Source organism: Microbulbifer sp. CAU 1566 (assembly GCF_023156515.1).
Classification (GTDB): Bacteria; Pseudomonadota; Gammaproteobacteria; order Pseudomonadales; family Cellvibrionaceae; genus Microbulbifer.
The window spans coordinates 650,777-665,001 of the sequence record NZ_JALNMG010000001.1; the positions used below are offsets into that span (position 1 = coordinate 650,777).

At 53.0% G+C, this 14,225-nt stretch carries 10 protein-coding genes; 8 read left to right on the plus strand and 2 right to left on the minus strand.

All coding sequences use genetic code 11. From position 1 onward, the window contains the following. The first annotated feature begins 1 nt into the window (after position 1). Genes M0G74_RS02780 through M0G74_RS02790 form a run of 3 tightly spaced genes read left to right on the plus strand, consistent with a single transcriptional unit; the run spans position 2 to position 3,983 of the window. Entirely contained in the window at positions 2-1,693 is a 1,692-nt protein-coding gene (locus M0G74_RS02780; RefSeq protein ID WP_248214056.1) for an ATP-binding protein, read from the plus strand. Next, positions 1,690-2,484 carry a hypothetical protein gene (locus M0G74_RS02785; RefSeq protein ID WP_248214058.1) on the plus strand — a complete coding sequence of 265 codons (795 nt, stop codon included), beginning with the start codon at positions 1,690-1,692 and terminating at the stop codon, positions 2,482-2,484. The genes M0G74_RS02780 and M0G74_RS02785 overlap by 4 nt, the downstream gene beginning before the upstream one ends. Then, positions 2,481-3,983 carry a class I SAM-dependent DNA methyltransferase gene (locus M0G74_RS02790; RefSeq protein WP_248214061.1) on the plus strand — a complete coding sequence of 501 codons (1,503 nt, stop codon included), beginning with the start codon at positions 2,481-2,483 and terminating at the stop codon, positions 3,981-3,983. The genes M0G74_RS02785 and M0G74_RS02790 overlap by 4 nt, the downstream gene beginning before the upstream one ends. A gap of 195 nt (positions 3,984-4,178) precedes the next feature. Here the strand turns inward: M0G74_RS02790 and M0G74_RS02795 are convergent, their stop codons facing one another. Then, positions 4,179-5,105, minus strand: coding sequence for a LysR family transcriptional regulator (locus M0G74_RS02795; RefSeq protein ID WP_248214065.1), 927 nt, complete (start codon positions 5,103-5,105; stop codon positions 4,179-4,181). Between the two features lie 139 nt (positions 5,106-5,244). Between M0G74_RS02795 and M0G74_RS02800 the strand changes: the two genes are divergently transcribed. Both M0G74_RS02800 and M0G74_RS02805 read left to right on the plus strand, forming a co-directional pair. After that, positions 5,245-6,177, plus strand: a complete 933-nt coding sequence (locus M0G74_RS02800; RefSeq protein ID WP_248214077.1) for an alpha/beta hydrolase — start codon at positions 5,245-5,247, stop codon at positions 6,175-6,177. Positions 6,178-6,247: 70 nt separating this feature from the next. Then, complete coding sequence (locus M0G74_RS02805) at positions 6,248-7,183, plus strand: alpha/beta hydrolase (RefSeq protein ID WP_248214079.1); 936 nt, start codon at positions 6,248-6,250, stop codon at positions 7,181-7,183. Between the two features lie 113 nt (positions 7,184-7,296). Here the strand turns inward: M0G74_RS02805 and M0G74_RS02810 are convergent, their stop codons facing one another. Next, positions 7,297-8,340 carry an NADP-dependent oxidoreductase gene (locus M0G74_RS02810; protein WP_248214082.1) on the minus strand — a complete coding sequence of 348 codons (1,044 nt, stop codon included), beginning with the start codon at positions 8,338-8,340 and terminating at the stop codon, positions 7,297-7,299. A gap of 823 nt (positions 8,341-9,163) precedes the next feature. Between M0G74_RS02810 and M0G74_RS02815 the strand changes: the two genes are divergently transcribed. From M0G74_RS02815 to M0G74_RS02825, 3 genes are all read left to right on the plus strand, one after another. Then, entirely contained in the window at positions 9,164-9,373 is a 210-nt protein-coding gene (locus tag M0G74_RS02815) for a cold-shock protein (RefSeq protein ID WP_160152554.1), read from the plus strand. A 272-nt stretch (positions 9,374-9,645) separates the two neighbouring features. Continuing rightward, positions 9,646-11,919, plus strand: coding sequence for a ribonuclease R (gene rnr, locus M0G74_RS02820; protein WP_248214108.1), 2,274 nt, complete (start codon positions 9,646-9,648; stop codon positions 11,917-11,919). Positions 11,920-12,421: 502 nt separating this feature from the next. Next, complete coding sequence (locus M0G74_RS02825; protein ID WP_248214113.1) at positions 12,422-14,224, plus strand: DUF3604 domain-containing protein; 1,803 nt, start codon at positions 12,422-12,424, stop codon at positions 14,222-14,224. Position 14,225 lies beyond the last annotated feature (1 nt).

Sequence of the window (14,225 nt, forward strand, 5' to 3'; positions counted from 1 at the left end):
CATGCGGCTAGATAAACTCACCATCGGCAGCGCGAAGGACAGCCCGACCCACCAGTTCAAAAACCTGAAGAACGTCACCATCGACTTCGATCAAGACCAATGGGTGACGGTCGTGATAGGCTGGAACGGAACCGGTAAATCCAACGTGCTCGAAGCGCTGGCCATTATCTTCCGGGATCTGATCGCGCAGGAGCGTAAACCCGCGTTTGCCTTTCAGTTGGCTTATCGTATGGGCTCAGGCGAGAGCCTGCGCCATATCTATATTGATGCGGACCCGGATCGGGACAAAGAGCCATTGACGATTCACGTAGCCACAGATGCCGAAGCTCGTGGTGAAGGCACGCTGATTTCTTTTATGGATGGCGAACCGCCTGTATCGGTCCTGCGCGGCAAGCCCGTCAAGCTCACCACCTTCTTGAAGTCCGATAGTGAATACTTGCCGCGATATGTCTTCAGTTACTACTCCGGCGAAGGCTCTCGAATGTATGATATTTTTGAGCCTTATTTAAAGGACTATTATCAAAAGCTAGTGCGATCAAAGACAGACCCGGAACCCAAACGTCTTTTTTATGCATTGCCAGTACACAGTCAATTTGTGCTATTGGCTTTTCTTATTAACCCAACAGACTCAACAAAAGATTTTTTCCGAGAAGAGCTTGGTATCGACCTCGAGACTGGAATTGAATCCGTTCTTTTTGAGCTGCGCGAACCAAAATGGAACTCTAAAGAAGGTGACGAACGATTTTGGTTTTCGCGTGGATTGGCACAACGTTTTCTGGACCGATTGATGAATGTGTCCTTAGCGCCCATAACAATAATGAGAAAAGTTCCAAAGTCAATTTGGAACAAAAATAGCACTAAAAATGAATATAAATATCTTTACATTAAGGATATTGAATCCCTTAGAGAACTAGTGGGTAATCAGCAAAGCAAAGAGTTTTTCCGTGATTTGGAAAGCACGTTTGTATCGGATTTAATCGAAGCCGTACACATAAGGGTTCAACTGAAAAAAAATGACGGCAGCGTCGTTTTCCGGGAGCTAAGTGAAGGCGAGCAGCAATTGCTTACAGTATTGGGTTTGCTGCACTTTACAGCGGAAGATGAAAGCCTGTTTTTACTGGATGAACCAGATACCCATTTGAATCCGCGCTGGAGCGTGGACTATTTGCACTATTTGAAATTCTTTATCGGGCAGAACAGCGAGGACCAGGGCAACGGCCATATCGTATTGACGACCCATAACCCCTTGGCTATTGCTGAGCTGGTGAAAGAGCAGGTTCAGATTCTGTATCGTGAAGCAGGCAGTCGCACCGTGAAGGCAGAAAACCCGGCAGTCGATCCGAAAGGGATGGGCTTCGCTGGCATTGTAACCAGTGATATGTTTGGCTTGGGCACCAGTCTGGATAAGGCCACAAATGAAGATCTGCTTGCATTGCACCAGCTCTCCACCCAAAAAACTCAATTAAGCGATGCTGACCGGGAACGATTGATTGAAATTCGCACACGCCTTGAAAAGTTGGATTTCAATTTTGGGTCAAGAGATAGGCTGGAGCAAGAGTATCTACGTGCTCGATTTGATCTGGCTGCGAATGGCGATGTAGACGGAGCCATCATAACGCCGGAGAACAAACAAATGGCTCTCGATGCCTTAGTGCAAAGCCTGCTGCGAAGTTTGCAGGAGGAGCAATCTTGAGATTTATCGAAGTTCCATTACCCCCACATTTTCCTAAACGCTGGCCTACGGTTTATGCCGCGAGATTTGCGACGGTGAGCACTTTGGGAACGCATACTGACCGTGCAAATTACATTAAAAAAAGCGGCAGCTGGGTCTTACTCAAAAAATGGCTCTCCAATACCAGCGGACACAAGTGCTGGTATTGCGAATCGAAGAGCACGCGTGCGCCGTTTGACGTCGATCACTTTCGTCCAAAGTTGGGCATCACGGTGGATGGCGAAAAGCTGACAGGACATAACGGATACTACTGGCTCGCCTATGAATGGTGGAATTTTCGGCTTTCATGCCAAAGGTGCAATCGGCCAGAAAAAGATGACACCGAGACACTACACGGCAAGGCCAATGAATTCCCCATTCTCAATGAAGCACAGCGTTGTGCAATACCTACAGGCGCATTAAACGCGGAGCTACCCAGATTACTCGACCCTTGCGTGAAAGAGGATGGCGAATTGCTCGCGCACGGCATTGATGGAGAAGTCAAACCAGCAGCTATTGCAGACACATGGGAATTCCAGCGCGCGCGATACACCATTGAGCTTCTCGGGTTCAATAAATGGAATACCCCGGAAGATAAACGCAGCCGATGGCAGACTCTGGCCACACTATTGAACTTGGTTGGCGATACAGAAAGTGCAGCTGTTAGCGAAGAGTTAAAAAAATATATTTCATCAGATCAAGAGTACTCAAGTTTTTTCCGTTCAGCCATCGGCACACATAGAGAAAAAACTTGGGTAGAGGCCCTTTTATGAATACAAGCACACTAGTTCAGAAAATCTGGAACTTCTGTCACACATTGCGCGATGACGGTGTTGGCTATGGCGACTATCTGGAGCAGCTCACTTATTTGCTGTTTTTAAAGCTCGCGCATGAATACTCGCAAGAGCCGTACAACCGCGAAACCCATATCCCTAAAAAGTACAACTGGCCAACCTTAACCGCCAAGGTGGGTGAGCCATTGGAAGCCCACTACCTGGCTACTTTGCACAAGCTTGGGCAAGAGCCTGGGATGCTAGGGGCCATATTCTTCAAAGCCCAAAATAAAATCCAGGACCCGGCCAAACTTTCGCGCTTGGTGCAATTGATTGATGCAGAAAATTGGATCAGTTTAGATGCCGACACTAAAGGGGACTTATACGAAGGCTTGCTGCAAAAGAACGCCGAAGACACCAAAAGCGGTGCTGGCCAGTATTTCACGCCACGCGCCATCATCCAATCCATGGTGGCTTGTATTCGCCCGCAGCCACTGAAGACCATTGCCGACCCAGCGTGTGGCACGGGAGGCTTTTTCCTGATTGCCAATGAATGGCTTTCGGGAACAGGGGAATGGCTTAAAGATAACGAATCCTGGCTCAATCGCGATCTACCTAAGCTCAACAAGAAGCAAAAAGAGTTTTTGCGTGACCAAACCTTCCACGGCAATGAAATTGTGCCGAACACGCGCCGTATGTGCTTGATGAATCTGTTCCTCCATAATATCGGCGAGCTTGAAGGTGAGCCTTCGGTAGAGCGGTCTGATGCACTCATCAGCGAGCCGAAACAAAAAGTGGATTATGTGCTGGCTAACCCACCCTTCGGCAAAAAAAGCAGCATGACCATCACCAATGAAGATGGCGAGGAAGACAAAGAGGCTCTCACCTACGAACGGCAGGACTTCTGGGAAACCACCTCGAACAAGCAGCTCAATTTTTTACAGCACATCGTCAGTATGCTAAAAGTGGATGGCAAGGCCGCGGTGGTGCTACCGGATAATGTCCTATTTGAAGGTGGCGCCGGTGAAAAAATTCGTCGTAAGCTTTTGGAGAACTGCGACGTCCACACCATCTTGCGCCTACCCACCGGCATTTTTTACGCACAAGGTGTAAAGGCGAACGTGGTGTTCTTCGATGCAAAGCCCAAAGATGGCCAGGTTCATACCAAGGGAATTTGGTTCTATGACCTCCGCACTAACAAGCATTTCACCCTTAAAACGCGCACACTGAAACTGAACGATTTGCAAGATTTCGTTAACTGCTACAACCCAGAGAATCGCCATGAGAGAGTTGCCACTGAGCGCTTTAAGTTTTTAAGCTACGACGAACTGATAGCCCGCGACAAGGCCAATCTCGACTTTTTACCGCTGAATGATGACAGCCTGGATAGCCTCGAAGATCTGCCACCACCAGATGTACTTCAGCAGGAAATAATTGAACACCTGGAAGCAGCACTAGCCGCCTTCCGCGATGTTGCAGCCGGATTGCAGGACAAGTGATACGAGGCGCGAGCCTAGGTCAAATGTAAGGAAATTTTACCTGGCCACCAAAAACCGAGAGAAAACAGTAAACCGCTGATCTAACTATGCCTGTTACCGAGAGTTAACCGGCATAGTTATTTTAACCGATATTGCAGTCAAAAAATGTAATTCGATTGGTTGATCATCAAAATTAGCACCAGCAAAACTCGGTCACTAAACCCTCAAAAATTCATCCCGCTGCTCAACCAAAAAATCAATCAACGCCCGCATCTTCGCCGGCATCTGCGCCCTCGAAGGCACATACAAAAAGAATCCCGGAAAAGGCTCACACCAGCTCTGCAACACCCTCACCAACGACCCATCATCAAGATACTGCTGCACGCACAGATCTAGGTGCTGCACGACCCCCACACCATTAAGCGCTGCGCGCAGCATACTTTCGTCATCATTGAATACCCCATTACCCTTCGGCTCGAACACCAGAGTGCGCTTGTCAGCATCAGGCGATGTGAACGCCCAGCGGTCGATGATGCCACTGGAGGTAAAACGAAAGGCGAGGCAGTTGTGCTGCAGCAAGTCATCCGGCGTTTCCGGAGTGCCGTGCTTCGCGAAATACTCCGGGGAGCCAACGATCGCCATCGACATCGGCGGTGTTACCGGCACAGCCACCATATGCTCAGCGAGACTTTCCCCCAGGCGAATACCTGCATCCATGCCACTGGAAATGATATTGGAAAGGCCATCATCCAGGATCAATTCCAACTTTAGTTTGGGATAGCGCGCCAGGAAGGTTTCCATCTTTGGCTCCAGCAATAACCTGGCAGCCACCCGCGACGTATTGATCCGTATTACCCCAGATGGCTCAGCCTGCGACTCCCCCACCTCAGCGACTGCCTGGTCGACCGACTCAATGGCCGGGGTAAGAACGTCAAACAGTCGCTGCCCCTCCTCTGTTAGCGACATGCTGCGCGTACTGCGATTCAGCAGCCGCACATTCAGCTGCTGTTCCAGCGATTTCAGGTGCTGCGACAGGGCTGCGCGTGATACCTCCCCCTCCTCCGCGGCCTTAGTAATGCTGCTGTGATGCGCGATACGCACAAACCACACTAGAGATGGGTACAACGAGGGATCGACGGCCATATTGTTAACCTGTACTTAACACTGATTTAAGTTTTAGCACGCTTTTCCAAATAAGGCCCGCCATTAATATTTTCCCTGTCTGAGCACAACGGCTCAGAAAAACACTGAGACCGAAGCTACCAACATGAAGGGCACCGTCATGAACCACTCCAGCATGAAAAGCATCAGCATCAAGAACCTCAACGGCCAGGGCGTCACTATCGCCGCCAACGTGTACTTCCCTGCCGACTTTGATGAAAGCCAGCAGTACGCCGCAGTCGTGGTATCCCACCCCGGTGGTGGTGTTAAGGAGCAGACCGCGGGCCTCTATGCCGAGCGACTGGCAGAGAGCGGTCTGGTCACGGTTGCTTACGACGCTTCTTACCAGGGAGCGAGCACCGGTACCCCGCGTCAGCTGGAGAACCCCTACATCCGCACCGAGGATGTCAGTGCGGTGATCGACTACCTGACCACGCTGCCATACGTCGACAACAACCGCATCGGCGCCATGGGCGTCTGTGCTGGCGGCGGCTACTCCGCCAATGCCGCGATCACCGACCGTCGCATTAAATCCCTGGCCACCGTGAGTGCGGTAAACATCGGCCAGATGTTCCGCAACGGCTGGGAGAACAGCGTCAAGGATGCCGACGCACTGCCGTATGTTGTGGCGGGCTCCGAAGCGCGCACCAGCGACGCCAACAGCGATGAACTGGGCACCCTGCCTCTGGCCCCAATGAAGGAGGAGGATGCGCCCAATGAAGAGCTGCGCCAGGCCTGGGAGTACTACCACACCGATCGTTGCCAGCACCCGAATGCGCCCGGTTTTATGACCGCCCGCAGCCTGAACCAGATCATCACCTATGACGCCTACAACCTGGCGGAGGCCTTCCTGACACAACCGGTGCTCACCGTTGCCGGCGACCAGGCGGGTAGCAAATGGATGAGTGATGACCTGATCGCCCGCGCAGCCAGCAGCGACAAAACAATGCATGTCGTGAAAGGTGCGAACCACATGTCACTGTACGACGTGCCTGAGTATGTGGACGAAGCGGTATCCGTACTGACCCCGTTTTTCGCGCGCACGCTGAAGTAACGGAATTTAATCCTTGGAATACAGGGGCACATTCTGAGTGTGCCCCGATTCGAAATTCGAGGTAATGTAAATGAGTAACGTAAACGTACAAAACGTTAATTATCAGAACCTGGGATGGCCGTCGGCAGCTGACCTCTACCTGCCGCCAGAGTTTGATGACACTAAACAATACCCGGCCATCGTCTGTACGCACCCGATCGGAAGTTGCAAGGAGCAAACTTCCGGCAACATCTATGCGAAGGCATTGGCGGAGGCTGGCTATGTAACTCTTGCTTTTGACGCCAGCTTTCAGGGCGAAAGCGGAGGTTCCCCGCGGTTTATCGAGGACCCCTCGATTCGCACATCCGACATCCGCTTTGCGATTGATTACCTGGTAACACTGCCGTATGTGGATCCGGAGCGTATCGGCGCCATCGGGGTTTGCGGCGGAGGCGGATACACCATTCACGCGGCGATTACCGATCACCGCATCAAGGCGCTGACCTCCATTACCGGCGTGAACTTTGGACGTCTGATTCGCGAAGGGTTTAGTGAATTCGATCCCGTGTCTGCCCTGCAGGCCATGGGCAAGCAGCGCACCGCCGAAGCGCAGGGTGCAGAGCGCCACGTGATTGACTACCTACCAGCTTCGGTGGAAGAAGGCCGGGCCAATGGCATCACCGACAGGGATGTGCTGGAAGCGACGGACTACTACAAGACCGCGCGCGGTCAAACGCCGAACGGTGCAACCAGTGGCCTGTTTTCGTTTAACAGCGCCGCCATGGGCTGGGATGCATTCCTCAACGCCGAAAGCCTGCTGACGCAGCCACTGTTAGTGGTCATCGGTGATAAACCCGGCGCTTTCGGTGCCTATCGGGATGGCTGGGAAATTTACGGGCGTGCGGCGTCGAAAGACAAGCAGATTTTAGTGGCAGAGGGCTACTCTCATTACGACTTATACGACCAACCCGAGCCTGTAGCACTGACGATGGCTGAGGTCCTGCCATTCTTCGAGCGGCACCTTTAAACCCGCGCACCAACTTGAAGTGAAGCGGGCTCACTGCGATCATGCAGCTGAAGCCCGCAATTGCTACCGGCGCACTCCGTAGCCGAGGAAAGGCGCCGTTTATCTAAACACCCTCAACTTAACTGCTCAGGGCCAACTTCTACCACCAGCTTCCCAAAGTTCTCACCTTGCAATAGGCCAATAAAGGCCGATACCGCGTTTTCAAGGCCGGTGACCTTGTCCTCTTTATATTTGATCTGACCCGACGTCAACCAAGGCACCATGGCTTGTTGAAACTCAGCATAACGATGGCCATAGTCATCAAAGACAATGAAGCCCTGCATTTTGATCCGCTTGACCAACAGGCTGCTCATTAACAGCGGCATGCGATCTGGGCCTGCCGGTAAATCCGTTGCATTGTATTGAGCTATCAAACCGCACAGCGGAATACGCGCTTTCGGATTTAACAATGGCAATACCGCATCAAACACCTTGCCGCCGACGTTTTCGTAGTAAATATCAATCCCCTTCGGGCATGCTTTAGCAAGTTGCTGATCCAGATCATCGGCATGGTGGTTAAGGCATTCATCGAACCCAAGCGCATTCACCGCGTAATCGCATTTTTCCTGGCTGCCCGCTATACCAATCACTTTACAGCCCTGGATTTTGCCAATTTGGCCAACCAGGCTGCCCACAGCACCTGTCGCTGCCGCCACTACCAGGGTTTCACCGGCTTTGGGATCACCAATGTCCATCAGCCCCATGTATGCGGTTAGCCCCGGCATACCCAATACTCCCAGACCATAGGATGGGTTTGGCATGGCTTTATCGAGTTTGATCACACCCTCGCCATTCGACAGGCTATAGTCTTGCCAGCCGCCAAATGCCACCACCAGGTCGCCTTTTTCGAAGCCTGCGTTCTTTGATTCTTCAACGCAGCAAATGCTGCCACCAACCATCACCCCGCCAATGGCTACGGGTTCTGCGTAGGACTTCGCGTCGCTCATACGCCCACGCATGTACGGATCGAGTGACAAATAGATGGTTCTGAACAGGATTTCGCCTTCATCCGGGGTTGGCACCGCGGATTCAACAAGTTTGAAATCATCTGGTGTAGGCGCGCCATGAGGGCGAGATGCCAAGGTAACCTGGCGGTTAATATCGCGGCGTTGATTCATATAGGCACCATCGTTCTGTTCTGATGAACCCCGATGCGCTGTGGCACGGGGGTCATGAGCGGGTTGATAACCGATCTAGCGATCTTTTTCTTTCCGGACTTCCTCGATAAAGTCTACGGTAATTTCTGTGATTCCTCGCTCGCGTGCCGCCTACGAATATGGGCACAAAATCCATCGACAGTTCCGCGGTCAAATCCCACTTGATCTCAGACTCACTCAGCGCTCAGCTCACTTAACAGGTAAGATAGTCAGGTTAGATTGATCACCGAGCCCTTCTGCTCCAGGAAGAAGGACGGGCGCGATTTCACCTATCAAGCCATTGAGTGGCCAGCTTTCCCTTGTTGTTTGTCAAAAACGTGTGTGATTCCCCTTAGTATCGAAAAAAATGTGGACTCATTACTACTGCGCTTCTTGCTGGATCCGGCTTACGAGCTAATCACCATAGGGGAAGCTATGGAACACAGCTACTGACTGGCAAGTTCCCATTTGCGCCGGCCATCCTACCTCTCAACTACAGTTAGGTATGGGATGCCACCAAATGCGGCAGAAGAGAAATATTGGAATGCTCAGAGTTCGGTGGCCAAAAAGAGTTGACCGCTACACTTCACCCTTTCCAGCCCCCGTAGGATCCACTGATGAGAAATGCTTTGACTTAGCCCACAGAGGGGCATACAGTGCCCCTAGTTAAAAAGTAAGTCTCTTGTTTAAATCCTCAGTTTCGTCGTAGTCGTTGTTCTTCGTCCTGTAGCATCTAAATTCCAGTCTTTTTTTTGCTATTCATGCCTCATGAAGGCGTACCCCTATTTGTTTACAGGAAATTATCATGTCTAACACAACTACCGGCGTTGTTAAGTGGTTTAACGAATCCAAAGGCTTTGGCTTTATTGAACAGAAATCTGGTCCTGACGTTTTCGCACATTTCAGTGAAATCGTAAGCTCAGGTTTCAAAACCCTGGCCGAAGGCCAGGCTGTTGAGTTCTCCGTAGCGCAAGGCCCGAAGGGTCCGCAAGCTGAAAAAATCGTTTGCCTCTGAGCGAATACGCTCACACCTGTAGTGAACCAGACTCTGGTTTACTGCTGAGTGGCCGTCAGTGCCACTCTGGTTGCGCCGCCCCCTTGGGTCGCGCAATCTGAAAGTCGGGCATCCACACTAAATCTGGTGTGCATGCCCTACCGCAACATCCCTCAACACTGTTGAGTCATATCCGCCTGCATATCTTGCCGAGTAACACCTGATCTGTCCTGACACACCACTCCAGTTTTTACCAAGCGCAATCTTATTGGCGGTTTTCCCAAGAGGAAATCATGAGCAAATCCCCAATAGCTGCGTTTAATCCACTGGACGCTGAAAAATACAGCCACCCTATTCCCGCACGCGAGTTCATTATGAGCTTGCTGGAAAAGAACAAGAAAAAACTCGACCGGGAGCAACTGGCGAAAGTCCTGCATCTCTCTGGCGATGAGCAGAAAGAAGCGCTGCGCCGCCGTTTACGCGCCATGGAGCGCGACGGACAAATTCTTTTTGATCACGATAGAGGCTATAGCCTGGTGAAACCGGAAGACCTGGTAAGTGGCCGTGTTATCGGTCACCCGGATGGCTTCGGCTTTCTGTCCAGTGATGACTCCGCCGAAGACCTGTTTTTATCCGATAACGAAATGCTAAGCGTGTTCGACGGCGACCGCGTGCAGGCCCGCATCAGCGGTACTGATCGCCGCGGCCGCAAGACCGGCGTTATTGTCAATGTGCTGGAACGCAACACCACACATCTGGTGGGTCGGTTACAGTTTGAGGAGGATCACTACTTCCTCAAGCCGGAAAACAGCCGCATTACCCATGAAATTGACCTCGACCGTGACGAACTGATGGGCGCACAGCCCGGGCAGTATGTGTTTGTCGAGATCACCGAATTCCCTAACCGCCGCTACAACGCCTTCGGTCGCGTGACTGAATTGCTCGGCGATTCCATGGGGCCCGGTATGGAAATCGATGTTGCCATCCGCAGCCACGACATTCCCCATACCTGGCCACAAGAGGCGATCCAAGCCGCACAGCGACTAGGCGGCAGCGTACCCGAAGCCGACAAACTGCACCGCGCCGACCTGCGAGAATTGCCGTTCGTCACCATCGACGGTGAAGACGCCAAGGACTTTGACGATGCGGTGTATTGTGAAAGGGACTCCAGCGGTGGCTGGCGCCTGTTTGTGGCCATTGCGGACGTTTCCCACTATGTAGCGCCTGCCAGTGCACTGGATCTGGAAGCGCAGAAGCGTGCAACCTCCGTGTACTTCCCCGGCCGCGTTGTACCGATGCTGCCGGAGTCACTGTCGAACGGATTGTGCTCGCTCAACCCGCAGGTCGACCGGTTGGTAATGGTCTGTGAGATGACCATCAGCAAGTCCGGCAAAATGACCAGCTACACCTTTTCCGAAGGTGTGATCCACTCCCATGCCCGACTGACCTACAACCAGGTCAATGCCTTCATTACCGCACCGGATTCACGTTTCGGGCGGGAGACCGCACGCCGCCTCGGCGATACCGCACCCCATATCCATGCATTGCATCAGCTTTACGCGGTATTGAAAGCCGCCCGCACCAAACGCGGGGCGATGGATTTTGAGAAGCCGGAAGTGCAGTTCAAATTTACCGACGACCGCAAGATCGAGCGCATCGTACCGGTCATTCGCAACGATGCGCACAAGATGATTGAAGAGTTCATGCTGAGCGCCAACGTGGCCACCGCAGACTTCCTCAATCGTCAGAAAATGCCGGCGCTGTATCGCGTGCATGACGGTCCGCGGGATAAAAAGCTCACGGCGTTGCGCGCGTTTCTGAATGCCAAGGGGCTTAAGCTGGCCGGTGGCAACAAGCCCTCGCCCGCGCACTACGACCAGCTATTGCGCAGTCTTGATGGTCGCGCGGACGCGCAGTCGATCCGTACCATGATGCTGCGGTCCCTGAGCCAGGCGGAGTACAGCCCGAATAACCAAGGCCACTTTGGCCTGGCGTATTCCGCGTATGCGCACTTCACCTCGCCCATTCGCCGCTATCCGGACCTGCTGGTACACCGCGCCATCCGCTCGGTGATCCGCCGGAAAACACAACGCAGTCCGCTGCGTCGCGCGCTCAAGTTTGTGCTCGGCGCCGGCGATGCGCCGGTGCAGCGTTTTGAAAATGCGAAACCTCTCGCCCCCGGTAAAAGCTACCCCTACGACAATGCGGCGATGAAAACCCTCGCCACACAGTGCTCTGCCGCTTCGCGCCGCGCGGACAAGGCGAGCTGGGACGTTGAAGCCTGGCTGAAATGCGAGTATATGCAGGACTTTATCGGCGATACCTTTCACGGCACCGTGAGCAGCGTTACCGGCTTTGGCTTGTTCATTGAACTCAGTGAGACACTGGTGGAAGGGCTGGTACACATATCGGCGCTAAAAAACGATTACTACAATTTTGATGCGGCTGCACAGCGGCTTGTCGGTGAACGAAGCAATAGCAGCTTTACTATCGGCGATGCAATCAAGGTACGCGTGATGGCCGTGGATATGGAACGACGTAAAATAGAACTTGCGCTGGCCGGGTAGAAGCCAAAGCAGTTCACCAAGAACCTGCCGCAGTCTTGAATGATAAAAGCCCGTTACCGCAAGGTGATGGGCTTTTTTTTCGCACTTTAAAGCCCTGACACCACACCGCATCATAGTGCGATTACCTGACAAGGATTCGCTACCGGTTCAATACCGCGTCAATATTGGCCTTGTCGACTTCCCCGTCTCATAAGTGATGGATCCGAATTTCCGGTCATTTTAAAAGGGTAATTAGCGTCAAGCGAGCAACCGATCGTGCACACAAGCCCTCCTTCAACTATTACTAAACTACCCAGAATTCCATCAGATTCAGTCAATTAGTGAGTAGCTTATGCGACTTCCACGCTCTTCCCTGATTTTCATTGTGTTGCTGGCAGCCTGTGGCGCGGAGCAAGACAAAAAAGCCTCACGGGACGCAGGAAAAACACCTGACGCGGCAGTGACAGAAGATCTTTCAGCAACAGAATCGGGGGACTGGGCTGCTCCAGAAACAGCGGATGCAATGACGACAGATGCTGACACCGGTATAAAACCCAACCCCAACCGCGATGTCTATTTCGGCAACCTGCATGTGCACACCCGCTGGTCCTTCGATGCCTATATCAACGCTGCATGGGTAAACCCCGAAGATGCTTACCGCTGGGCCATGGGCGAAGAAATTACCGGCGGCGGTGACGTTGGGAAACCATTGAAAATAGAACGGCCGCTGGACTGGTATATCGTTTCCGACCACGCGGAATACCTCGGTGCACTCCCGCTCATGGAAGACCAACAAAGCCCTATCAGCAAACATCCCCTGGCCGCGGATATCACCGGTGACGACCCGAAAAAATCCTTCGATGCCTATGGCACGATCAGTGACGGCATGTACTCCAATCCGCCAAAAGTAGATCCGATCCTCGGCAGTAAAGAACTCGCCAGAACCCTTTGGTCTGAAGTGGTTGCAATTGCCGACAAGTATTACGAGCCGGGCAAATTCACTACCATGCCAGGCTACGAATGGACTTCCGCACCGGACTGGCGAAATATTCATCGGGTAGTGATTTTCCGCGACAGTGCCAAGGTGCCGGATGCACCTTTCTCTGCACTCGACTCCAGCAAGCCGGAAGACCTGTGGCGCTGGATGGATTCGCAGCGAGACGCCGGCAACGACCTCCTCGCGGTTCCGCACAACGGTAATGCCAGCGACGGAATCATGTTTCCTGTGGATAAATCCTTTGGCGGTAGTGCCCTCGATAAGGAATACGCCGCGGCGCGCATGCGCAACGAGCCGGTGTATGAAATCACCCAGATCAAGGGCACCTCGGAAACCTATCCTGCACTTTTCCCCAATGACGAGTTCGGCAGCTTCGAACTCTGGGATTACACCCTCGCTCCCACCGCCACACCTCCGGAGCACAAGAAGGGTGGCTATGTGCGGGAGGCGCTGATTCGCGGCCTCAAGCTCCAGAGTGAAGGCAAGGGTAACCCGTTCAAGTACGGCTTTATCGGCGACTCCGATACCCACAACGGTGTGTCTGCAATCGAGGAAGACAACTACACCGGTAAGTTTGGCTTCGAAATAGACCCCAAACACCGGCTGGAAGGACCGCCCGGCGTGGATGAAAAAGGAGCCAAGCAGGTGCGCCATTTCAGTTCCGGTGGTGTGGCCGCAGTGTGGGCCGAAAGTAATACCCGCGATGGGATTTTTGAGGCGATCAAGCGCAAGGAGACCTACGCAACTTCAGGGCCGCGGCCAATGGTGCGCTTCTTCGGTGGCTTCGAACTGTCCGGGGTCTCGCTGGGTTCGGAAGACGGCGTGAAGCAGGCCTATGCGAAAGGTGTTCCGATGGGTGGCGACCTGCCCGTACCACCAGCGGGAGGTGGCAAGGCACCGACCTTCATCGTGCAGGCCCTAAAGGAAGCGGACGGCGCCAACCTCGACCGCATCCAGATCATCAAGGGCTGGATCGATAAGGATGGTGAGCAGCAGTCCAAAATTTACGACGTCGCCCTATCCGACGATCGCAAACCCGGTCCCGACGGAAAAATCCCACCGGTGGGGGACACCGTCAATGAGAAGGATGCCACCTATCAAAACACCATCGGTGACAACCAACTAATGGCAACCTGGACCGATCCCGAATTCGATCCATCACAACCGGCCATGTACTACGCGCGTGTTCTGCAAATCCCCACGCCGCGCTGGTCCACCTACGATGCGGTGAGAAACAATCTCGAGCGGCCGGACGACCTGCCAGTGAGCATTCAGGAGCGCGCCTGGACATCGCCAATCTGGTATACCCCGGACGCGCAAACGCAGTAAA

Bases quoted from the DNA above. Each gene is read 5' to 3' on its own strand.
- M0G74_RS02780 (WP_248214056.1), top strand. From the start codon at position 2: ATGCGGCTAGATAAACTCACCATCGGCAGCGCGAAGGACAGCCCGACC.
- M0G74_RS02810 (WP_248214082.1), bottom strand. From the start codon at position 8,340: ATGAATCAACGCCGCGATATTAACCGCCAGGTTACCTTGGCATCTCGC.
- rnr (WP_248214108.1), top strand. From the start codon at position 9,646: ATGAGCAAATCCCCAATAGCTGCGTTTAATCCACTGGACGCTGAAAAA.
- M0G74_RS02825 (WP_248214113.1), top strand. From the start codon at position 12,422: ATGACGACAGATGCTGACACCGGTATAAAACCCAACCCCAACCGCGAT.
- M0G74_RS02795 (WP_248214065.1), bottom strand. From the start codon at position 5,105: ATGGCCGTCGATCCCTCGTTGTACCCATCTCTAGTGTGGTTTGTGCGT.
- M0G74_RS02790 (WP_248214061.1), top strand. From the start codon at position 2,481: ATGAATACAAGCACACTAGTTCAGAAAATCTGGAACTTCTGTCACACA.
- M0G74_RS02800 (WP_248214077.1), top strand. From the start codon at position 5,245: ATGAACCACTCCAGCATGAAAAGCATCAGCATCAAGAACCTCAACGGC.
- M0G74_RS02805 (WP_248214079.1), top strand. From the start codon at position 6,248: ATGAGTAACGTAAACGTACAAAACGTTAATTATCAGAACCTGGGATGG.
- M0G74_RS02815 (WP_160152554.1), top strand. From the start codon at position 9,164: ATGTCTAACACAACTACCGGCGTTGTTAAGTGGTTTAACGAATCCAAA.